Genomic DNA, 20,143 nt, shown 5'->3' with positions numbered 1-20,143 from the left:
GGTGCTCGATGAACAAATCGGATTTCATCCAACTCGTATCAAAACAAGTAAAAACGGTTCGTCTGGAACGACAATATTCTCAAGAAGAGATGGCTGACATCTTAGGGTTATCCAAAAAGACGCTCATTCAAATTGAAAAAGAGCGGACCATCGCCAACTGGAGCACGATCGTCACATTGTGCTCCCTGTTTAATGATAGCGAGATTCTTTTGAGCGAAATCGGGGACGACCCAGTCGAGTTCGTCAGACTGATCGCCAAAGACGTCTCGTACGAACCGAAGTCAAAGACACTCGGTGGTCGTGTCTGGTGGAAGCAAACCGCAACAGAAGGAGATTATGTGTTGCAACAAAACCTGATCAGCGGCCATTACCGGATTTTAGATCGTCAAAACGTCCGCTGGCACAGCTCGTTCGACGTAGAAGAAGCCACACTCGTGTTGGCCAAACTAGCGCAAGACGTATGAAAGGAGTCAGATCGTGAAAACTAATAAAAGATGCATCGTGACGTTGTCAGTCGTTTATGTCATCGCGTTGATCGTGAATATTATCCCGTCGGCCACCTTCCCCGACGCAACAATTCGTCCCCTGCATGCCGCAGCCTCGGTCGCGCTCCTGTTCTGTCTACTAGGAACTTGTTTATTGCGAAATCAGGTTGCCAAGCTGTATATCACGGCACTCCTGTTCGCGAGTGTCACCGTTTTCACATTGAACAGCTTCGAGACGTATATGCGTGACATCCTTCTTTTGGACGCTTTATTTTCAATCCAATACCCGCTCTACATTCTATTCGTGTCCCCGTTGTTCGGCCTCAACTTCTTTTTGAACGTCGGAGCGGAATACGTCTCATTGATCACTTTCTTCATCGCGATTCTCTTACTCATCATCCACGAGGTCTCAATGACGGCTTCACGTGAACGGCTATGACAAGAGCGCAACTCATCGGATCTTCAAGCCTGCTGATTGCCATTCCCTACTTTCTACTCGCTCCGAACTGGACGCATGCTGGATTCGTCTGGATAGACGGTACAGTCATCTTGCTCGTCATTTCGACCATCGGCTTCAGTTTTCATATTCTAAGTATGGCTGAACCATACATTCGACTGAAGGCACTCAACCATCTACAGAAAGGGTATATCCTCATTTTTGCAAGGGGAAACGGTCAACCGCTCGTGTCGAGCGACTATCCGGTCGTGCAACTTGCAGATGCATTGTGATGCGCTCTTCGTCGTCCAAAACGGCATCTCCAGAGTCTACAATCAAGACCCGAGTCAAACGAGCGAGGCGAATCCACTTGGGTGAGAAGATTGGTACGCTAATCCACGACGGACTCACCGTCTCCTAGAAAAAATTATGTATAAAAACTGTCGGAGAACACACTCGCTTCATTCCGAAAAATCGTCTGTCCACTTCTGTTGTTCACTCTAAAACGAACTGTATAGTCTATACTTAATACTTCATGTAGAATTGGGGACAACACGAACTCAGAAAGAGGAATGATCATGAATCAATGGACTCAAGAATCAATTAAACTATTCGGGCTCATCTCTTGCCTCATCATCGGCACCATTCTATACGTGTCTCTACTCTTGATGAGTGACGTCGGAGTCATCGGATTAGTCATCTTACCAATCATCGTCATTGCCTCTCTCGCCTTTGGGATGCGGGCAGGATTGACGTTTTCTGTCGCCTTGCTGGCATTCTTGTTTGTCTACTTCTTGTGGTTCGCTCCTATCTATCAAGAAGGAGAAGTTCAGTTTTTCAACTGGAAAGGGCTTAGCTATACAGCTCTCCTCCTCACCATGTCTATCTTGTCCGGCCTCATTCATCAACTCGTGAAGAAGGTCCAGTTGTCACGACATGAGCTAGAAGAACGGGCCCGGCAACTGATCGCCGTCGATCCCGAGACGTGGCTCGACAACTCAGAACGGTTTCAGATGGACGTCAACTCAGAACGAGACCGTCTTATCCGCCATGGTGGTTCCTTCGCGGTCTCGTTTATCCAGCTGCACGAGTTCACGCATTTCGAGGAACGTTATGGACGGACCGAATATGAATGGTTTTTGAATTACTTCAGTGACGAACTCCACATGGCGACAAGACGTACCGATCAAAAATATCGGATCGCACACGATACGTTCGCTATCATTTTCCCGTATACATCACCTGAATCGGCACAAGTCGTCCATGATCGCATCCGTCCGCTGCTCGAACAATATGAACTGCAGAGCGGCGAACACGTTGGATTGACGTATGAGGACACGTTTTATGAAGTGAGTCGAGAAAATTGCAATGCGGTCGTCGAGCAAATCCTCTCTAAAGCATCAGCAACTAGCTAGATGGAGAAGACGTGATTGACGGACGTCGCCCATATAGTGTATCAAGCGTTCGTCATGGGTACATCGAGCAAAAAAACATACGAAGACGTCGTCCACGACTTATCCGCAAACGTTGATTGCGCTCAAAGAAGGGAGGTGCGTCGGGACCGTGTCGTTGTTTGAGCAAGATTGCGCGACTCGGCCCGCCTACACTCCTTGGCTCGCTTCGTTATACACTGATCCGACATACCGAGGACAAGGCATTGCTGAAAAGTTGATTGAGTCATTACTTGCCCTTGCAATCGAGTTCGGTCATTCAACCGTCTATTTACGTACAGACAATGCGACCGACTATTACTTAGCGCGTGGATGGCTGCATGTCGAAACAACCGAATCAGGACTCGACATCTGTAAAAGGGATATTTTGAATCAATCGCTCGAGTAAAGGACGTCTCCTTCTGCCGAACGCAACTCATAGTCAACTCCGGTCGACTGTACTTTCGTCAACGTGACCGTACAATCAAACAGCGTGCCCGGCCCGTACGCGACGTCCGGCGTTGCTCAAAAATCGTACGATGCTTCTTCAAACCAGAGCGTCACCCCTCCCTGTTTCGATTGATTGTCGACGACGTAGCAACTTCCGCTCTCCGTCTCATAGCGGCCGAGGGCGCGATCGTATGTATCTGGGACTACCAACAGCAAGATCAACCCCATCAATAGGAGCGACCCGACAGTCGCCAGTAACTTTACGAACCGTCGCCCGTTGCGCCATTGAACGAAATACGCACTCGCCGATAAAGCGAGTAATAGCGCCAAACACCAAAAAACAATCAACTCTAACAACATGATCACCTCTTCTTTTTGTACGTGTCAGAACAGACAAACGTTTCATGAATTCATTTCATTTCCAAGGAGACTTCGATGACCCACTTTCTCAAGTTACAAGTTATCTCGACGCTATCGGCACTCACCCTGCTGTTGAACATCCAACTCCTCGCCAACAGCGGACGGCTCTATTTGTTGATCGGTGACGCTTATGTACCCGTCGTCGCCGTGATCGGACTCGCCTTACTCGTCTCGTTCGCGCGCGTCCTTATCAGGCGCCTCCTGTTGCTTCCCATTTCACGTTGGAACCTCTTCTTCTACGTCCTATGGCTCCCTTATTTGGCGCTGTTCACATACGGCTGGACGCGTATCATCCCTCCGCCTAGCGAAGCAGCCTGGCCGACACCGGTCGTCGGTCTATTGATAATCGCCCTCACGCTCACGTTCCCACTCTATATATTCATCGTCCATATGTGGGCCCGTTCCAAACAACCAACGACCTAAAAAACGTGTGCGACCGATTCCGGTTGCACACGTTTTTTACGAGAGTTCCTGGCGTCGCTTCTGCCACGCCACGAGCAAGATACTGATGATGACGAGCAAGAACCACGACGACAACTTGCCGAGGTCGACGAGTGCCCAGCCGCTCAACTGATTCGGATACGCCCAACCGTTATAGAACGTGACGATATTCTCGGCGAACCAGACGAAGCAGGCGATCAAAAAGAAAGCGACGACGACCGGCATCGTGAAACGGCGGTCGTCAAGCCGATACGTGACGATGGCCCGACCGAACGTGAGAAAGACGAGTCCGATCAACACCCAACGTAGATCGAGCCAAATATGGTGCCAAAAGAAGTTGAAGTAGATGGCAATGCCGAGCCCGAAAGCGATCAGCGGTGGGGGCATCTTCAAAAACTCGAGGTCGAGCCGGCGCCACGACTGGACGACGTAACTGCCGACGCTCGCATACATGAAGCCGGCGTAAAGTGGGACGCCAAAAAGTTTCGTCAGCGCCTCGTCGGGATAGCTCCACGACCCCATCTGTACTTTGAACAGTTCGAGGCCGAGACCGATGACGTGGAACCAACTGATGACTTTCAGTTCTTCCATCGTCTCGAGCCCTGTCTTGACGAGCACGACTTGGACGAGCAGGCACCAAATGAGCAGCACGTCATAACGTGGCAGCGGAAAGTCGAGCCATTTCGTCAGCGCGAGCGCGCCGAAGATCGCAACCGGGAAGATGCAACTGAGCGCCTGTTCGTAACCGAAGATGAACAAATAACGTAGCCGTCGCATGATGTCACCTACAATTCGATGTATTCATAGAGGAATGACGACTCGCCGTCAAAGAAACGCGGATCGTATAGACCGAGACGTTCATCCTCTTCGACGACGACAACGAACGGGGACCACTGTTTGAGCGTGATCGCTTCTTTATTCTCATCAAACAGCGGCGTCAAGTCGGCATCGTCCGCGCTCGTCAGCTCGTATTCGAGCTCAGGTGTCTGGTAGATCGAGTCACTGAAGATCGAGACGCTTTCGTCCGTTTTCGTAACGACCGTGAACTGGGTCGGGATGAACGAGGCCGATAGTGCCACTTCATCGTGCTCGGCGGCGTACGTCTGATACAAGTACGCACCCTGCGCACTTTGAATCAAGACGTGGACAACGATGGCTGCCCAAGCGTAGCGATACACCGTATGCCGGACGTCCGCCCGACGCGCGACGAGCCAAGCGACGAGGAAAATCCCCCAATAGACGAAGTCAACGATCGGGATGACGCCGAACGTGACCCGGACGTCGGACAACGGTTCGAAATAACCGGTCCCCCAGGCGTTGAACAAATCGGCCGTATTATGGATGAAGACGGATAAGAGCGCCCACCAGAAATAGCGGACATCGGTCACGTTGAACAGTACGCGGACGAGTATGTAAATCAGTAACGCGAACAGCGGCACGAGGAAAATCGAGTGGGTGATGCCGCGGTGCCACATCTGATACATCCCTTCCGTATCCCATAACCGCGAGACGACGTCACTGTCCGGAATCTGACTCCCGACGAGTGTTGTCACGAACAGCGCCCGCTTTTCGTTTTTTTGTAGTTCACGTTTGTCGGCCGCCCCGTACAGCGTCAAGCCGAACAACGTATGTGTGATCGTATCCATGCAACACCTTCTTTCTGTTTTGAAAAGACATCCCCCTCATCGCGAGGCGGATGTCCGTCCGTACTTTATTTCTCTTGGTCCATTTTCATGGCGCGTCTTGCGACGACGGCGACAAAAATGACAGCGACAATCGGAATGATCAAAGGCATCCAATTCAACATCCGCCTGTCCCCCTTCTACAAGTGTCGCAAGCAGTATATCACAGTTTCAAATCAATCGTTTTAGTGGATGCTCGCCTTGGCGTAACGGCCTGCCATCGACTCAATCGTTTCACGCATATGGTCGCGCAGCGTGACCGGTTCGAGCACCTCGACTTGCGTGCCGAGCGACAGGAGCCAGAAGACGAAACCGTCTGATACGGCCGCGTCGAAGCGGATGAGGAATCGTTCCTCTTCACGTGTGATCGATACATCTTCCCCGAGCTTGTCGAAGATGACCGGGAGCACCCGCTCATCGACGGCAAGAATGATCTCCTCATCGAGCCCGTTATACATGTTAAACGATTTTTGGAAGTAATCGTCCGCCAGATGATGCTTCAGGCGCGGCGTGTCGTCCTCGACGATTTCCGAATTGACGATGCGATCGACACGATAGTTGCGAATCTCCCCGATCGATTCGTCGATGCCGATCAAATAGTACTGCTCATGGTTCCAGTGTAGGTCGATCGGATTGACGACGTAGCGCTCGCCGTCACGGCGGAGCGGGAACGTGCGTTTCGTGACGTCAAAGCCGACGACGTCCGTGTATTGGAACGAGATCGCCTTCTGTTCTTGGATCGCCCGTTGGATGCGGTCGATATGGTACGGAATCTGTCCATGCTTTTTCTTCGGTGTCTTGATGATCGACTGGAGCGTCTCCGCTTCCGGGATGCTCGTCAGCTTCTGGAGCTTCTCGACGATACTTTCCGTCACATCTTCCGAGATGAACTTGGCCGCGACGATCGCATCGACCATCATGCGAAGCTCGTGAATTTCAAACAGACGGGCCGAATGCCAGTATTTTTTGGCGAGACCGTTCTTTTCAAGCTCATCCTGCACCTCGAACCCCGAATCGGTCAATGCTTGAATGTCGTCTTTCACCGATTTTTTTGCTAACTTAGAAGTATCTCCAATTGTCGATAAATATTCGAGCAAGTCTTCTAACGTCTTTGGATGATTGTCATCTGTGTGGCGTTCGAAAAACCGTCTCACCTCGAGTAACCGTTCTCGGTTGTTCACGGTTTAATCCCCTTTCAGTTCTCTATATGTATGATGTATAAACAGACATTATCATGTAATTTCCATGAAATAAAGTTATTTTCCATTACAATTCATTTAAGGAGGCGCACGCCGCTGTGAAACACTATGCCCATGTCAACGGCACGAAAATCGAATATATGGACCGCGGTCATGGTCCGGTCGTCATCTTGATTCATGGGACCCAATCGTCGAGTCTAGAACCGTACCATGTGGACCGTCTCGTCTTGTCCGGCTTCCGGGTCATTGTCCCATCACGGCCTGGATACGGTGAGACTCCGTACTCATTTTCGGCCACGCCGCAACAGTTCGCAGGACACTTACGGCGCTTGATGGAAGTCATGGCCATCGACCGCTATCACATCTACGGCATCTCGGCAGGTGGGCCAACGGCGATTGAGCTCGCTTCTAACAATGAGCGGACGGCGAGTTTGACGCTCGCTGCCGCCGTGACGAGCGTAGTCGACTTCCCGTACCGTGATTACGTCAGCCGAAACGTCGCCCAGCCCGCGTTCATCATGGCGCAATATGCGATGAAGTACTTCGTCTTTAAAGCGCTTCAAAAGCAACCGTTCGAGGCGACGGCGCGGATGATCGAATCGACGAGTCTGCTCGCGCTTGACGTCATCCGGGACGAAGTGACGCCGTACGATATCTTCTTATTGAAGCGGGTCGCGAGCCAGATGGCGTTCGGGCTCGGTGCCCAGTTCGATCTTAGGCAACGTGTCCCCGCCGAGGCGTTACGCGGGGTGACGTGTCCGACGTACATCGTCCATTCGAAGAACGACAAGGCCGTCCCGGTCCGGCATGCGTTCTACGCGAAGCGGCTTATCCCGCACGCCCAAATTATCATTTTGAACAGCCCCGGCCACTTGATTTGGATCGGCCGCCAAGCCCGGAAGAGCGAACAGCAGATCGAACGCTTCATCCGCTTCAACTCGTGAGACACCTTTAGTCAGGTGTCTTTTTTCAATCCGTCTCAAGCAGTTCAATCAACTCGTCCGTCACGTCAGCCGGGACGAGGTAAACCGTGTTCGTATCGTTTACGTTCATCAGGCTAGTCGGTTTACCAAATTCCCCAATCCAGACGTAATAGCGGTCTGTCTTATCACTCGTATATCGAACTTCCACATCATATTCGGGTGTCGCCATATTCACGATTCCTGGTTGTTCGTCAGCGTTTCGAATCATGTCCGCAAACACTTTGACGTCTTCGAGTCTGTCGTACGTGACGACGGCCCGCTCCTGGAACCGACCAAAGTCGACCGATTCAGCGATACGGACTTGCGCGATGTCTTCCGCAACCAGTTCGCTCGTTTCGCACCCTCCCATCAAGCCGACGGTCAAGGCCGCCAAACCTGTCATCCATTTATCCCGACGTTTCATCTAGTCTCACCTCCGCATGTTGTCTTGTATCTATACGAGAGACGCGTGTGATTGGTTTCATGGGGCAAAAAAAACCTTCTTATATACCGCTTCAGTCGTCAATCCCGAGCGTACGAATCAGCCGGTCCGTGACGTCCGCCGGCACTTTGTATACGAGATGCGTTTGCGAGACGTTCATCAGTACACTCGGTGACCCGACTCGACCGAGCCAAAGATGATAGCGTTCCACGTCATCGCCCTTGTAACGGATTTCGAGATCAAAATCCGGTTCATTGTGAATCGTTTCGCCCGTAAACTCATCAGCATTTCGAAGCATGTCCGCGAACACTTTAATGTCACTTAATCGATTCAACTCGATTAAAAATTGTTCACTGAATCGCGTCCTCCCTGAGGACTCAGCGATTTTCACCTGATCCATCTCTTCAGCGTCAATCGCCTTGAGTCGTTCTCTGCCATATCCATATGGCAACGTGATCCGCCTTACTTCTTTCATAAAATCAAACAGTCGGTCCACAATTACATCACTCCCAAGTTTATGATTATCCTTTCATACGCAAAAAGTGAGCGCTTGGTTTCACTTGCATTTCGGAATTATAATCTTCGTTTCTTCATGCTTCGTTCTAAAAAGATTGGCAACATGTTCAATCCAATCGAGATGCTCGTCAGTACCCACCAAGCTCGCCCCATGCCAGGTACGACATCCGCCAACGCACTCCAATCCTCCGCTTCGACCCAGACAGATAAATAGCTATAATCCGCGCACACCGTCAACGCGGTCAGCGACAAGGCAATCGCCATCGGCAGCTTGTAGTCTCTCCCGACACTGAACGTATACAAGTTGAACAGCGTCGCCGCAATCGCAAGTAATCCAAATATGATCCACATTGTCCTATCGTCTCCTATTGTTTGATATGTAAGTTATTACCTATTCCCAGAATAACACACGCAAGGAATGAAACAGTCGGATTTATAGGACAACAAAAAAGCCGGGCCGAAGCCCAGCTCTTCCTTATTGATACGTCCAACCTGTCAGACTTGCGACCGCACCCACGTAGCGCAACTGCTTCTCGAGCTCGCTCGGGAACACGCGGAGCGTGGCGACGGCCTCGCCGTCATTGACGAAGCATTCGACACTCGACGAGTCGACGAACACATGAAGTGATTCGACGGCGATCGTTTTCGTCCGTGTCGTTCCGAACTCGGTCGCGAACGGCTCACCGGCGTTCGTCCGGTCGATCGTCAATTCATGCGTCGCTGCATCATAACGGATGACGAGTGACTCATTCCCGACTTGAAGCAGGTCGAGCGTGAAGTCAGATCCGTCCGTTTTCAGCTCGAGCTCGTAACGGTCCGGTGTCGAAGTTTCAATCACCGTACCGGATGCGTTGACGAATTCGTCTTGGCGCAGCTTCGTCATCGCTTGCACCGGACGCTGTTTGAGCGCCCCGTCCTCGAGCGAGAGTTCACGCGGTAACGTCAAGGCGTGGGCCCAGCCGTAGCGGTCCGTCGGGTAGTCAATCTCCGGCAAACCCATCCAACCGACAAGTACACGGCGGCCTTCATGTTCGGTCGTCTGTGGTGCGTAGAAGTCGAACCCGAAATCGAGCTCTTCGAACGCGCCGTGTGTGAACGTCAACGTCTCGACGTCGAGTTTGCCGATCAAGAATCCAGACTGATAGATGTTGTGATAACGGTGGCCTTCCGGCTCGATGCCTTGTGGCGAGAAGACGAGGACGTGTTGACCGTTCAGTTCGAACACGTCGGGGCATTCCCACATGTAGCCGAACGGGTCGAGACCCGTTTTGACTTCGCCGAGGAACGTCCAGTCGTTCAAATCAGCTGAACGATACAAGACGACACATCCCGTCTCGTTATCACGCTGCGCTCCGACGATGGCGTAATAGACATCGTTCTCGAGCCACACTTTCGGGTCACGGAAATGTTCCGTGTACCCGGCCGGTACGTCCGGGATGGCGACGTTCCGGCGTTCGATCTTGCCGTCTCGTAGCACGCCGATGATTTGCGAGGCGTGACGCGTCCAGTCGTCCGTCCGGTGGTTGCCGGTGTACATGACGTGGAGTTCACCGTCCTTCACGAAGCCGCTGCCCGAATAGGCACCGTGTGAGTCTTCGGTCGTCTCCGGGACTAACGCCACCCCGCGGTCCGTCCACGTGACGAGATCGGGTGATGTGACATGATACCAATGCTTCAGACCGTGTACCGGTCCGAGCGGGAACCACTGATAAAACATGTGATACTCCCCGTTGTAATACGTGAATCCGTTCGGATCGTTCAGGAGTCCTGTCGGCGGTTGGATATGGTATCCGAACCGCCACGGGGAAGCGGCCGTCTTCGTGCGGAGCGTCTCCATCTCGAGGGCACTCACGTCACGTAACGAGCGGTAACGCTCTGCCTTCGTCCAACTCATACAATCACTTCCTTTTTCTTAAGCTGCTTGTTTGACTGCTTCTTTTTTCGCTTGGCGTTTCGCAAGGACGAACGTCAATCCGAATGCGACCGCGAACGAAATTGCCATGCCGATAATATACGACACGATCGATGCCGGTGCGATCGAGATGATCCCTGGAAGACCTGCCGCGCCGAGGGCGACGGCGAGGACTTCACGACCGACGATGAACGCCGAGGCGATCCCAGAACCGATGATGGCGGCGATGAACGGATAGCGTAGTTTCAAGTTGACCCCGAACATGGCCGGCTCAGTGATTCCTAACAGTGCCGAGATGCCTGATGCCGAAGCGACACCTTTCATCTTCTTATCGCGTGTCAAGAAGAAGACGGCAAGCGTAGCCGCGCCTTGGGCGACGTTTGACATGGCCGCGATCGGGAAGATGAACGAACCACCTGTGCGCGCGATGTCGGCGAGAAGCTGCGTCTCGATGGCGATAAAGCTGTGGTGCATCCCTGTGATGACGATTGGGGCGTACAAGAGACCCATGACGAGACCACCGAAGAAGCCGAGTGAGTCATACGTCCAAACGAGCGAATCGATGATCAAGTTACCTGCTTCACGCGTGATCGGTCCGACGAAGGCGAACGTGACGAACGCCGTGATGAGGAGTGTAAGCAGCGGTGTGAGCAAGATGTCGAGTGATACCGGCATGAATTTGCGGATGTTGATCTCAAGTTTCGATAAGATATAAGCCGATACGAGGACTGGTAACACTTGTCCTTGGTAACCAAGCTTCTCAATCTCAAAGCCGAGAATGTTCCAAACCGGGATGTCACCGACCGTCGCTTGTGCGTAGGCGTTGACGAGATCCGGGTGGACCATGATCATCCCGAGCGCGGCGCCGAGGTATGGATTACCCCCAAACCGCTTGGCGGCGGAGAACCCGATCAGGACGGGTAAGAAGACGAAGGCGGCATTCGCAAACGTATTAATCATCGCAGCGAGGTCGGCGATACCAGGGTACTGATCGATCAGCGAGCTGCCGTCGAAGAACAAATCAGGTGCCGTGAGCAAGTTGTTGATCCCCATCAAGAGACCACCGGCGACGATGGCCGGGATGATCGGTACGAAAATATCAGATAGCATCTTGACGAACTGTTGGAGCGGGTTCATCTTCTTCGCCCCGGCCGACTTGACGTCGGTCGTTGACATGTCACCGAGACCTGTCAATTCGGCGAATTCGGCGTACACTTTGTTGACCGTACCTTGGCCGATGATGACCTGATACTGGCCGCCTGTCGAGAACGTTCCTTTGACGACGTCAAGTGCGTCGAGTTTTTTCTCATCGACTTTCGACTCGTCGTTTAGGACGAGGCGGAGCCGGGTCGCACAGTGGGCCGCGGCGGCGACGTTATCTTTTCCACCGACCGCCTCTAAAATCGCTTCTGCTTCTTGTCTGTAGTTCATTCTGATTTCCCTCCTAGCGCTTCAAGCACACGTTGTTGTGATGGTATGGCCGGAATCGCGCCGTAAGCGGTGCATGTAAGCGCGCCGGTCACGTTCGCATATTCGATATCCTTTAGTAAACGAGCGTCATCGACCCCGAGTGTCGCTAAGCGATACAAGTAGGCACCGACGAAGGCGTCACCCGCTCCCGTCGAATCGACGCTGTCAATCTTCACCGACGAAATCACGTTGTTGCCGTCTTTCGTGGCGATCAATGTCCCGCGCGAGCCGAGCGTGATGGCGATCCGTGTCGCACCTGTTTCGAGAAGTGACGCGACCGCTTGATTTAAATCGTCATGCCCGGTCAAAAGTTGCGCTTCCTCTTCGCTCAACTTCACAAAATCGGCTTCTCCGATAAAGTGGAGCGAGTCTTGTTTAAACGCGTCGATGTCTGTGACGAGCGCGTCCCGGTAGTTCGGGTCGAACGAGACGAACAAGCCGTCACGCTTGGCGAACTGTAACAGTTTGAAGTAAGCATTCTTCAACTCACCGTCTAGCAGTGCCGTCGCTGAACCGAAATGGACGATGTCACCTGGCTTGAACGCGGTCAAGTCGATCGCTTCGAACGCATAGTCGCCGTCACTCCCACGACGGAACGTGAAGTCGCGCTCCCCGTCCGCTTGGATCGAGACGAAAGCGAACGTCGTGTCACCCTGTTCGACTAGATTCTCGACGCCGACGCCGTTGTCGACGAGCGTCTGTTTTAAAAATTGTCCGAACGGGTCGGCTCCGACCTGTCCGAGAAAACTTGAGCGTCCCCCATGTTTACTGACGACGGCGGCCACGTTCGCCGGTGCGCCACCTGCTTTCTTCACGAACGTCGTCCCATTGACGAGATCGCTCGACGCGTCTTCACAAACCCAATCAATCAATAGTTCACCAATGCAATGTACGGTGTTCATCCGTCCACCTCCATGTTTGAATGTATTGCTTCGTATCATTTATCGAACCGGTTCCATAAACAAATAAAAAATGTTGCGGAACCGGTTCCGCAACACAAATGTAAACGATTTAATTCAACATGTCAACGCTTTCTCGCAATTTTAATTCAAAAGTTGTGAACGTTTTCATCGGGGTGGCTTCACCTGTCAGCAACTGGAGGATCATGTCAGCCGCACGAGACCCGGTCCGTCGATATGGAAGGTGAACCGTCGTCAGCGATGGATGCAATACTTCTGTGAAATCATACCCACCGAAACCGCTGACCGAGATGTCGTCCGGCACTCGTTTGCCGCCGTTCGCTAACCCTTTCAAGACACCTAGCGCGATGTTGTCGGTCGCACAAACGACGAGCGTCGCGTCCGTCACGTCGGTCGCGAGCTGCTCACCGATCGGAATGGCGTCGTCGATTCTGAACGTCGTCGTCATCGAACGGACGATGGCGCCAGCTTCATTGAACGCTCTCAAAAATCCGTCACGACGGGCTTGTCCGACGGCGATATCATCCTCTGCCACTCCGACATAGATGATGTCCCGGTGCCCCCACTCCATGAACTGTTGCCCGAGCGCATAAGCCGACTCATTGTCCGGGTAGACGAGGCTATGCACGCTATCGTGCTGCTGACCGATCAACAGGACCGGGATTTGAATCGCTTCGATCGCCTGTAGATGCGCTGGCGTCACGGTCGTCCCGAGCCAAATGATGCCGGCCACTTTTTGTTTGGCCAAGTTATACAGTTGCTCGATCTCACGCTCGGTCTGTTGGGCCGTGTTGACGACGAGCATCTGATAGCCATGCTCGGTCAAGCGTTCGTCAATCCCCATCATCGTCCTTGAAGCCGCGTACGAATCGAGCCGTGGGACGATGACGCCGATCATTTTCGTCTGCTTCGACTTCAAACTTTGGGCGAACTGGTTCGGTTCATATTTCGTCTCACGGATGACCCGCTCGATTTTTTCGCGGGTAGCCTTCCCGACCGATCCACCGTTCAAATAGCGGGAGACGGTACTTTTGGCGACCCCGGCGAGCTTGGCAATATCATTGATCGTCACTTGTTTCATCTCAAAACCTCCATACGAAAAAACTGACGCGCTAGACGCCGTCAGTTCAGTGGTTCATCACGTATCGTTTTTTAAAGTTTAAATAATAAAGTCCGTTGCGTTTCTCGAAGCCGTTCTTTTCAAGGACGCGACGCATCGCATCTTTATGTGGACTCGTCGGCGGAATGCCGGCGCGGACGGTATGACCGTCTTTTAAATCGGATTGCTCAAGCGCGAGGCGCAATCCTTCTGTCGCATAACCTTTATCTTTATACGGGTCAAACACCATCAAATCGAGCTGATAGACGCGAGCAAGCTTGAGAAGCAGTACTTTACCGACGATTTGTCCGTCTTGAACGAGGTCGAAGTAAAAGTCCTCCCCATAACTATGTTCGTCGGCCGTGTATACATGCTCGGCCCCCATCTCGACGAAAATACCTTTTAATTCTTCGGCTGAGATGCCGTAAGAGCTTTGACCATATTTCTGAAAATGTTCATATTCGATCTCATCGATCTGGCGAATAGGTTGACGCACGATTTTCATCCCGTGCCCTCCTTAACAGTTATTCCAACGTCTTTCCAAACTCATTATATACGAAGCGCGTCACGAAGCGCAAAAGATAACCTAAATCAGACCGGTTCGATATGAATGTGGACCGAATCGACGGCGTGGTGTTTATCGAGTTCCCGTTCGATATCGTCACAAAGCGTGTGGGCCTCGTCGACGGTCAAGGCACCGTCAACGGCGATCGTCACGTCGAGCATGACGTGGTTACCGAGATGCCGGCCTTTGATCTCCCGTACCTCTTTGACCGTATCGAAATGTTGAATAGTCTCTTCATAAGACTCGACGAGATCGGGCGGGAACCCGTCAGACAGTTGATGCGTCGCATCGAGAAAGATTTGGATGGCGGTGCGGATGATGAGTCCGGCGATGACGACCGCGAGCATTGTATCCATCCACGGCAGCTTAAAGTAAGCGAACAAGACGCCGAGCGTCGCACCGATCGAGATCAAGGCGTCGGCCAAATTGTCTTTCGCGGCCGCTTTCAGCGCGAGTGATTTGGTCTGTTTCGCCAAGTTCAAATTGTAGCGATGGACACCGTACATGACGATCGCACTAAAGAATGCGACGACGGCGGCGAGCGGGTTCGGCTCGACGTAGACACCGGCGAGCAGATTGGCGATGCTGTTTAATAACACGAACACCCCGACCGCGACCATGATGAGCGAAGCGACGAGCGCGGCAATCGTCTCCATCTTCGCATGGCCATACTTATGTTCAGCATCACGCGGCGTTGCCGCCACACGAATCCCGATATAGACGGCAATTGATGCGATGACGTCGGTCGTATTGTTGAAACCGTCGGCGAGCACGGCTTCCGAATTGTAAATATAGCCGAAGACGACTTTGAGGACAGATAAAATCAAATAAGTCGTGATTGATAAAATGGCTCCTTTGAGCGCTTTTGGTGGATGATTTGTCGAATGCATCCGCCCACCTCCTTTTTAGCTAGGTTAGTATACCAGTTGTTCTTCGTGTGGGCATAGAGAAACAGTGTTTCCCGAAGTCAAAATAAATGGAATATATTCCCGGTAGTTTCGTCTTCCGAAAATTATGGTAAAGTAAACAAGAAGAGACCCTTGTGGTTAAACCGTAAAAGAGGTGAAAGATATGTTCACAGAACGTGATGGTATTAAACTTCGTTTGGAACAAATTGACAGATTGTTATCCGATTTGAATCGTGAAGCGAAACAATTGATGGTACGCTTACGCGAACTTGATGCGAGTGGCGAGAGCCCACAAGAAGCGTCACTTAAGCCGGAAGATCGTGATACGCTCAAAACGTCGATCGATGAGACGCTCGAAGCGCTCCAAACCCGCTCGAAACGCCCGATCAACCCGAACGATGAGAAAAAGAAAGAACTCGCCTCGAACAAGGCGCTCATCGATGAGTTGTCAGATCTACTCAGTAAGAAAAAATGAGACGCCACCGCGTCTCATTTTTTAAGTAAGGAGATTAAATGATGTATATCGTCACAACTTGTCTACGACCGACTGAAACAATCATTCACAAAGCAAACGAGCACTCATTGCTACACGATGTGCCGTTCGTCTCGCGGCGAAAGCATTCAATCGAGACGTTGATGAGCCGGCACGGTGCCGCCGTCCTCGTTTTCGATAAGCGCCGCGTTGAGTATACGCCGCTCGGCGCCAAAGAGCCGTTCTTCTTCCATCCATCAAGCTCGGTCTTCCGTGTCAAGCAACTGCTTCGTGACGGCAACGACCCACTGATCGATGCGGCCGACCTTCAACTCGGAGACCGCGTGCTCGATTGTACACTCGGACTCGGTTCCGACAGTATCGTCATGAGCCACGCCGTCGGCCCGAGCGGTCGCGCCGTCGGCCTCGAGAGCGAATTCATCACAGCGACACTCGTCAAAGAAGGCATGTCGGTCTGGGAAGAGAAAGAGAACGCTTTGAATGAAGCGATGCGACGCATCGAGGTCGTCTGGACCGACGCCCTCACTTATTTGAAAAATTGTGTGGATGACGAATTTGAAGTCGTCTATTTCGACCCGATGTTCGAAAAAACGATCTCAGAATCAGTTCATCTGAACCCGTTACGAGCGTTGGCAAACGAAGCGCAGTTGTCAGATGAACTGATTTCAGAAGCCAAACGCGTTTCGAAAAACAGAATTGTCCTAAAAGCACATTATGAGAGCCCGGCTTTCGAAAAGTATGGATTTAAGCGACTTTCACGCAAAACTTCGAAGTTCCATTATGGATATATCGAAAAAGAGACTCGTTCGGATTAGGTAATTTGACTTAATCGGGACGAAAGTCTCTTTTTTCTTATTTTTCATAATTATTATTTTCTGAATATTGACATTAATCAGACACAAGTTTAACGTTTACATCAAGCTCACACAATTTCCCATTATTTTTACAGGAGGTTAGTCCAAATGAAAAAACGTTCCATCCGTCGTACGACGCTCGCCGTCGCGCTGACATCGGTCATGAGCGTCAGTGCGATCCCGGCCGTCGGTGCCGCTCCACTTGCCGCTTCACCGTTACCAACCGCAACAAATACTGCCCCATTCGATCACAATATCATCGATGAGGATCGTCTCGCCAAAGCGCTCGAAAAGCGTGGCGTCATCAAAAAAGGGCTTTCAACGAAAGAGCGACAGAAAGCCGTCGACGCGTATATTAAAAAGAAGCAAGGTACAGCGCAAGATGCCCACGATCACAAACATGATGACAAATTGAATGACAAAGCGGCGAAAGCGAAAGAGAAGATACATAACCAATTCGAAAAAGAATCGAAACGTCTCCTCGACAAAGCGAAAAAAGGTCAAGGCAATTATCGAAAAGGCAAACCGAATGGCCAAATCAAAGTCGATCCGGCCAAAGCAACGGGCTATAACGGTGCGGTTCGTGAAGACAAAGTGCTCGTCCTCCTCGTCGAGTACAGCGACTTCAAACATAACAACATTGTCCAAGATCCCGGTTATATGTATAGCGACAATTTCAGCAAAGAACACTACGAGCAGTATATGTTCGGTGATAAGTCGTTCGAACTGTTCAACGGTGAGAAAGTTCAGACGTTCAAACAGTATTATGAAGAACAGTCTGGCGGCAGCTACACAGTCGACGGTACTGTCTCTGAATGGTTGACCGTACCAGGTACGGCGAAAGACTACGGCGGTGACAATCCGGCCGGCGGGAATGACAACATTGGTCCAGGTCCCCGTCAACTCGTCAAAGACACATTGAACGCGGCGGTCGCTTCAGGAATGGACCTCGCCGAATACGATGAGTATGACTTGTATGACCTCGACGGCGACGGCGACTTCAACGAACCGGACGGCTTGGTCGACCACTTGATGATCATTCATGCTGGTACCGGCCAAGAAGCAGGCGGCGGAGTCCTCGGTGACGACGCGGTCTGGTCACACCGTTGGGTACTGGATGGCGTATATGGTGTTGAGAACACGACGGCTGACGTCCCATATTGGGGCGGTAAAATGGCCGCATACGATTACACGATCCAACCTGAAGACGGAGCGGTCGGCGTATTCGCCCACGAATTCGGTCATGACCTCGGTCTTCCTGACGAATATGACACGCAGTACACAGGCCAAGGCGAGCCGGTCCAATCATGGTCGATCATGAGCGGCGGCAGCTGGGCTGGTAAAGTGGCAGGAACGGAGCCGACGAGCTTCTCGCCACAAAACAAGGAATACTTCCAAAAATTGATGGGCGGCAACTGGGCCAACATCACGGAAGTCGATCTTGAAGACATCACTGAGCAAGGTTTCGTCTCGAAGCTCGATCAATCGGTGACGAAATCGAACAACCCAGGGTTGTTGAAAGTCAACCTTCCGGACAAGAAAGTGAAAGGTATTGAACCTGAGTTCGGACAGTACTACTACTACTCGACAAAAGGTGATAACTTGCACACTGAACTCGTGACACCAAGCGTCAAGCTCGGTGCTGACGGCACACTCGCCTTCGATACACGGTTCGATATCGAATATGATTACGATTACTTGTACGTCAAAGCACTGAGCGGCGGCAAAGAAGTCGTCCTTGACGTCTATGGTGACGACAACACCGGAAATGACGCCGAGTCGACGAACGGCGCATGGGTGAACAAATCGTACGACTTGTCACAGTTCGCCGGTCAAGACGTCCAGATCGTGTTCGAATACGTGACAGACGGCGGTCTCGCCCTTGAAGGATTCGCCCTCGACAACTTGGCGATCACGTCAGACGGACAGACGCTTCTCGCAGATGACGCGGAAGGTGCTGAGGCGGTCACGCTCGACGGCTTCGTCAAGTCGGACGGTTATGACACGAAACCGCACTACTACTACCTCGAATGGCGTAACCACGCAGGCGCTGACACGGGTCTCTTGAACGGCCGTGGCGTCAAGTACAACACCGGTCTCGTCGTCTGGTATGCCGACGACTCGTTCTCGGACAACTGGGTCGGTATCCACCCGGGTGAAGGTTTCCTCGGAGTCGTCGACTCACATCCAGAGGCACTCATCGGTAACTTGAACGGCAAAGAAACGGTTTCAGGCAGTACGCGCTACCAAATTGCGGACGCGGCGTTCAGTTTAGACAAAACGCTCGCTTGGTACCTCGATTCTCCGAGCCGCGGAATTTACGACTACAAGGCACAATCTGGCGTGAAACAGTTCAATGACGCCAACACGTACATCAACTCGCTCATCCCGGATGCGGGCCGTAAGCTTCCACAATACGGACTCGTCGTCGACGTCGTCGGCGAAGCGAAAGACAATTCGGCTGGAGCTGTTTGGGTCCGGACGAAGTAAGCATGATTTGTTTGACCCTCGCCCTTCTCATCAAGAGAAGAACGGGGGTCTTATTATTCTAAAAAAGCTTGAATTTTCAAGTGAGACTGTGTAACATATTAGTTGTAACGCCTCTGTAGGTTAGTGGCAGACCTCAGCAATGGTAATGCTGCAGCACGAGTTCGATTCTCGTCGGAGGCATCAACTGAATCCGTTTTACGGAGCGATAAAAGCACTTTCTCGAAAAATAGAGAAAGTGCTTTTTATTGTATCTAATCCGATTTGATATTCCAATAAATGGTATAATGGGTAAATACATATATAAAGGAGACTAGATATGAAACATATCCCCATCTTACTTGCTGCCGTCACCTTATTGGCCGCCTGTTCTGAACAGACGACAGATCGTGCGTCTGACTCAGCCCAAAGGAATGAAAATGTCGTGATCGATGTATCTGAGACGCAACCCTTCTCCGAACCTGTCCCGACCGAAAAAGAAGTCTCGATATTTTTAGGCTATCTCCAGTCATTGAGCAGTGATACGCTCGGTGCGCTGCGTCAATCCGAGCAATCCATCTTCGCCTGTGGGACGTCTTGTGAAGACCGTCCGCTCGAAGAAATCTCTACTCAAATCGACAGTAACCGTGAAGAGCTTGAATCAATCCGTGCCGATATTGATGAAATTCTTCCGGCGCTTGACCACCTTGTGTCATCTGACGTATCAGGAATCGACCGTGAAGGACTGACCAACGTATTGAACGAATTCACATCCGTGAGTGAGGCGTTGACGCATTTTTTAGAAGCTGACGATTGGTCATTTTGGGAAGAAGCCCGGACCCAATTGAATAGCATGTCATCGACCATAAAAGGCATCGCTATTTATCTAAGTGGTGTGTGACATTATATCAACTACATAGGCTGCTCTCATCCAAACTCGGGTGAGGGCTTTTTTTCTTACAGTCATGGAAACTGTCTTGACACGTCTCCGGT

24 protein-coding genes and 1 tRNA gene are annotated in these 20,143 nt (G+C 51.6%); 12 read left to right on the top strand and 13 right to left on the bottom strand.

The window, feature by feature from the left end; all coding sequences use genetic code 11:
* Positions 1-8: 8 nt before the first annotated feature.
* The 5 genes from EVJ28_RS07560 (at position 9) to EVJ28_RS07540 (ending at position 2,760) form a co-directional block, all read left to right on the top strand.
* A complete protein-coding gene (locus tag EVJ28_RS07560) occupies positions 9-464 on the top strand; it encodes a helix-turn-helix transcriptional regulator (protein ID WP_131457670.1) in 456 nt (151 codons plus the stop codon).
* A 13-nt stretch (positions 465-477) separates the two neighbouring features.
* Positions 478-924 carry a hypothetical protein gene (locus EVJ28_RS07555; RefSeq protein WP_131457669.1) on the top strand — a complete coding sequence of 149 codons (447 nt, stop codon included), beginning with the start codon at positions 478-480 and terminating at the stop codon, positions 922-924.
* Entirely contained in the window at positions 921-1,214 is a 294-nt protein-coding gene (locus EVJ28_RS07550; RefSeq protein ID WP_131470541.1) for a hypothetical protein, read from the top strand. Before EVJ28_RS07555 ends, EVJ28_RS07550 begins: the two co-directional genes overlap by 4 nt.
* Positions 1,215-1,499: 285 nt before the next feature.
* On the top strand, positions 1,500-2,336 hold the full coding sequence (locus tag EVJ28_RS07545) for a GGDEF domain-containing protein (RefSeq protein ID WP_161566965.1): 837 nt from the start codon (positions 1,500-1,502) through the stop codon (positions 2,334-2,336).
* A gap of 112 nt (positions 2,337-2,448) precedes the next feature.
* The gene (locus EVJ28_RS07540) at positions 2,449-2,760 is read left to right on the top strand and encodes a GNAT family N-acetyltransferase (protein ID WP_236634086.1); all 312 of its coding nucleotides are present in this window, start codon (positions 2,449-2,451) and stop codon (positions 2,758-2,760) included.
* 116 nt (positions 2,761-2,876) lie between these two features.
* Here the strand turns inward: EVJ28_RS07540 and EVJ28_RS07535 are convergent, their stop codons facing one another.
* Positions 2,877-3,131, bottom strand: coding sequence for a hypothetical protein (locus tag EVJ28_RS07535; protein ID WP_161566964.1), 255 nt, complete (start codon positions 3,129-3,131; stop codon positions 2,877-2,879).
* Between the two features lie 105 nt (positions 3,132-3,236).
* On the opposite strand from EVJ28_RS07535, the gene EVJ28_RS07530 reads away from it, so the two are divergent.
* The gene (locus EVJ28_RS07530) at positions 3,237-3,644 is read left to right on the top strand and encodes a hypothetical protein (RefSeq protein WP_131470546.1); all 408 of its coding nucleotides are present in this window, start codon (positions 3,237-3,239) and stop codon (positions 3,642-3,644) included.
* A 36-nt stretch (positions 3,645-3,680) separates the two neighbouring features.
* Here EVJ28_RS07530 and EVJ28_RS07525 read toward each other — a convergent pair whose 3' ends face one another.
* The 3 genes from EVJ28_RS07525 to EVJ28_RS07515 form a co-directional block, all read right to left on the bottom strand.
* A complete protein-coding gene (locus EVJ28_RS07525; protein ID WP_131470548.1) occupies positions 3,681-4,439 on the bottom strand; it encodes a DUF817 domain-containing protein in 759 nt (252 codons plus the stop codon).
* An 8-nt stretch (positions 4,440-4,447) separates the two neighbouring features.
* Positions 4,448-5,308 (bottom strand): metal-dependent hydrolase, encoded by an 861-nt coding sequence (locus tag EVJ28_RS07520; RefSeq protein ID WP_131488548.1) that lies wholly within the window; start codon positions 5,306-5,308, stop codon positions 4,448-4,450.
* A gap of 221 nt (positions 5,309-5,529) precedes the next feature.
* Positions 5,530-6,525: a helix-turn-helix transcriptional regulator gene (locus EVJ28_RS07515; protein WP_071397464.1), complete on the bottom strand. Its 996-nt coding sequence runs from the start codon at positions 6,523-6,525 to the stop codon at positions 5,530-5,532.
* 116 nt (positions 6,526-6,641) lie between these two features.
* On the opposite strand from EVJ28_RS07515, the gene EVJ28_RS07510 reads away from it, so the two are divergent.
* Positions 6,642-7,487, top strand: coding sequence for an alpha/beta fold hydrolase (locus EVJ28_RS07510; RefSeq protein WP_131468089.1), 846 nt, complete (start codon positions 6,642-6,644; stop codon positions 7,485-7,487).
* 25 nt (positions 7,488-7,512) lie between these two features.
* On the opposite strand, the gene EVJ28_RS07505 is transcribed toward EVJ28_RS07510, so the two are convergent.
* The 9 genes from EVJ28_RS07505 to EVJ28_RS07465 all read right to left on the bottom strand — a co-directional run bounded on the left by EVJ28_RS07505 (position 7,513) and on the right by EVJ28_RS07465 (position 15,319).
* Positions 7,513-7,929, bottom strand: a complete 417-nt coding sequence (locus EVJ28_RS07505; protein ID WP_236634085.1) for a YhfM domain-containing protein — start codon at positions 7,927-7,929, stop codon at positions 7,513-7,515.
* Between the two features lie 91 nt (positions 7,930-8,020).
* Complete coding sequence (locus EVJ28_RS07500) at positions 8,021-8,443, bottom strand: YhfM domain-containing protein (RefSeq protein ID WP_131488546.1); 423 nt, start codon at positions 8,441-8,443, stop codon at positions 8,021-8,023.
* A 77-nt stretch (positions 8,444-8,520) separates the two neighbouring features.
* Complete coding sequence (locus tag EVJ28_RS07495; RefSeq protein ID WP_131457657.1) at positions 8,521-8,814, bottom strand: hypothetical protein; 294 nt, start codon at positions 8,812-8,814, stop codon at positions 8,521-8,523.
* A 124-nt stretch (positions 8,815-8,938) separates the two neighbouring features.
* Complete coding sequence (locus EVJ28_RS07490) at positions 8,939-10,357, bottom strand: glycoside hydrolase family 32 protein (protein WP_131457656.1); 1,419 nt, start codon at positions 10,355-10,357, stop codon at positions 8,939-8,941.
* 18 nt (positions 10,358-10,375) lie between these two features.
* Entirely contained in the window at positions 10,376-11,806 is a 1,431-nt protein-coding gene (locus EVJ28_RS07485; protein ID WP_070327302.1) for a sucrose-specific PTS transporter subunit IIBC, read from the bottom strand.
* Positions 11,803-12,747 carry a carbohydrate kinase family protein gene (locus EVJ28_RS07480; RefSeq protein ID WP_131457655.1) on the bottom strand — a complete coding sequence of 315 codons (945 nt, stop codon included), beginning with the start codon at positions 12,745-12,747 and terminating at the stop codon, positions 11,803-11,805. The genes EVJ28_RS07485 and EVJ28_RS07480 overlap by 4 nt, the downstream gene beginning before the upstream one ends.
* A gap of 109 nt (positions 12,748-12,856) precedes the next feature.
* The gene (locus tag EVJ28_RS07475; protein WP_131440597.1) at positions 12,857-13,846 is read right to left on the bottom strand and encodes a LacI family DNA-binding transcriptional regulator; all 990 of its coding nucleotides are present in this window, start codon (positions 13,844-13,846) and stop codon (positions 12,857-12,859) included.
* 46 nt (positions 13,847-13,892) lie between these two features.
* Entirely contained in the window at positions 13,893-14,369 is a 477-nt protein-coding gene (locus tag EVJ28_RS07470; RefSeq protein WP_070327305.1) for a GNAT family N-acetyltransferase, read from the bottom strand.
* An 86-nt stretch (positions 14,370-14,455) separates the two neighbouring features.
* A complete protein-coding gene (locus tag EVJ28_RS07465; protein WP_131470559.1) occupies positions 14,456-15,319 on the bottom strand; it encodes a cation diffusion facilitator family transporter in 864 nt (287 codons plus the stop codon).
* A 181-nt stretch (positions 15,320-15,500) separates the two neighbouring features.
* On the opposite strand from EVJ28_RS07465, the gene EVJ28_RS07460 reads away from it, so the two are divergent.
* The 5 genes from EVJ28_RS07460 to EVJ28_RS07440 all read left to right on the top strand — a co-directional run bounded on the left by EVJ28_RS07460 (position 15,501) and on the right by EVJ28_RS07440 (position 20,051).
* Positions 15,501-15,812 (top strand): hypothetical protein, encoded by a 312-nt coding sequence (locus tag EVJ28_RS07460; RefSeq protein ID WP_070327307.1) that lies wholly within the window; start codon positions 15,501-15,503, stop codon positions 15,810-15,812.
* Between the two features lie 41 nt (positions 15,813-15,853).
* On the top strand, positions 15,854-16,645 hold the full coding sequence (locus EVJ28_RS07455) for a class I SAM-dependent methyltransferase (protein ID WP_236634084.1): 792 nt from the start codon (positions 15,854-15,856) through the stop codon (positions 16,643-16,645).
* A gap of 147 nt (positions 16,646-16,792) precedes the next feature.
* Positions 16,793-19,174, top strand: coding sequence for an immune inhibitor A domain-containing protein (locus EVJ28_RS07450; RefSeq protein ID WP_131457652.1), 2,382 nt, complete (start codon positions 16,793-16,795; stop codon positions 19,172-19,174).
* 109 nt (positions 19,175-19,283) lie between these two features.
* Positions 19,284-19,354 (top strand) — tRNA-Thr (locus tag EVJ28_RS07445).
* A 136-nt stretch (positions 19,355-19,490) separates the two neighbouring features.
* Complete coding sequence (locus EVJ28_RS07440) at positions 19,491-20,051, top strand: hypothetical protein (protein ID WP_131457651.1); 561 nt, start codon at positions 19,491-19,493, stop codon at positions 20,049-20,051.
* Positions 20,052-20,143: the final 92 nt, after the last annotated feature.

Origin of the sequence: Exiguobacterium sp. SH3S3 (assembly GCF_004337115.1) — a bacterium.
Lineage (GTDB): Bacteria > Bacillota > Bacilli > Exiguobacteriales > Exiguobacteriaceae > Exiguobacterium > Exiguobacterium aurantiacum_A.
This window is presented reverse-complemented; position numbering and strand designations above follow the sequence as displayed.

Bases quoted from the DNA above. Each gene is read 5' to 3' on its own strand.
- EVJ28_RS07440 (WP_131457651.1), top strand. From the start codon at position 19,491: ATGAAACATATCCCCATCTTACTTGCTGCCGTCACCTTATTGGCCGCC.
- EVJ28_RS07475 (WP_131440597.1), bottom strand. From the start codon at position 13,846: ATGAAACAAGTGACGATCAATGATATTGCCAAGCTCGCCGGGGTCGCC.
- EVJ28_RS07550 (WP_131470541.1), top strand. From the start codon at position 921: ATGACAAGAGCGCAACTCATCGGATCTTCAAGCCTGCTGATTGCCATT.
- EVJ28_RS07520 (WP_131488548.1), bottom strand. From the start codon at position 5,308: ATGGATACGATCACACATACGTTGTTCGGCTTGACGCTGTACGGGGCG.
- EVJ28_RS07545 (WP_161566965.1), top strand. From the start codon at position 1,500: ATGAATCAATGGACTCAAGAATCAATTAAACTATTCGGGCTCATCTCT.
- EVJ28_RS07505 (WP_236634085.1), bottom strand. From the start codon at position 7,929: ATGAAACGTCGGGATAAATGGATGACAGGTTTGGCGGCCTTGACCGTC.
- EVJ28_RS07455 (WP_236634084.1), top strand. From the start codon at position 15,854: ATGTATATCGTCACAACTTGTCTACGACCGACTGAAACAATCATTCAC.
- EVJ28_RS07560 (WP_131457670.1), top strand. From the start codon at position 9: ATGAACAAATCGGATTTCATCCAACTCGTATCAAAACAAGTAAAAACG.
- EVJ28_RS07480 (WP_131457655.1), bottom strand. From the start codon at position 12,747: ATGAACACCGTACATTGCATTGGTGAACTATTGATTGATTGGGTTTGT.
- EVJ28_RS07490 (WP_131457656.1), bottom strand. From the start codon at position 10,357: ATGAGTTGGACGAAGGCAGAGCGTTACCGCTCGTTACGTGACGTGAGT.
- EVJ28_RS07525 (WP_131470548.1), bottom strand. From the start codon at position 4,439: ATGCGACGGCTACGTTATTTGTTCATCTTCGGTTACGAACAGGCGCTC.
- EVJ28_RS07465 (WP_131470559.1), bottom strand. From the start codon at position 15,319: ATGCATTCGACAAATCATCCACCAAAAGCGCTCAAAGGAGCCATTTTA.
- EVJ28_RS07485 (WP_070327302.1), bottom strand. From the start codon at position 11,806: ATGAACTACAGACAAGAAGCAGAAGCGATTTTAGAGGCGGTCGGTGGA.
- EVJ28_RS07470 (WP_070327305.1), bottom strand. From the start codon at position 14,369: ATGAAAATCGTGCGTCAACCTATTCGCCAGATCGATGAGATCGAATAT.
- EVJ28_RS07495 (WP_131457657.1), bottom strand. From the start codon at position 8,814: ATGTGGATCATATTTGGATTACTTGCGATTGCGGCGACGCTGTTCAAC.
- EVJ28_RS07460 (WP_070327307.1), top strand. From the start codon at position 15,501: ATGTTCACAGAACGTGATGGTATTAAACTTCGTTTGGAACAAATTGAC.
- EVJ28_RS07450 (WP_131457652.1), top strand. From the start codon at position 16,793: ATGAAAAAACGTTCCATCCGTCGTACGACGCTCGCCGTCGCGCTGACA.
- EVJ28_RS07530 (WP_131470546.1), top strand. From the start codon at position 3,237: ATGACCCACTTTCTCAAGTTACAAGTTATCTCGACGCTATCGGCACTC.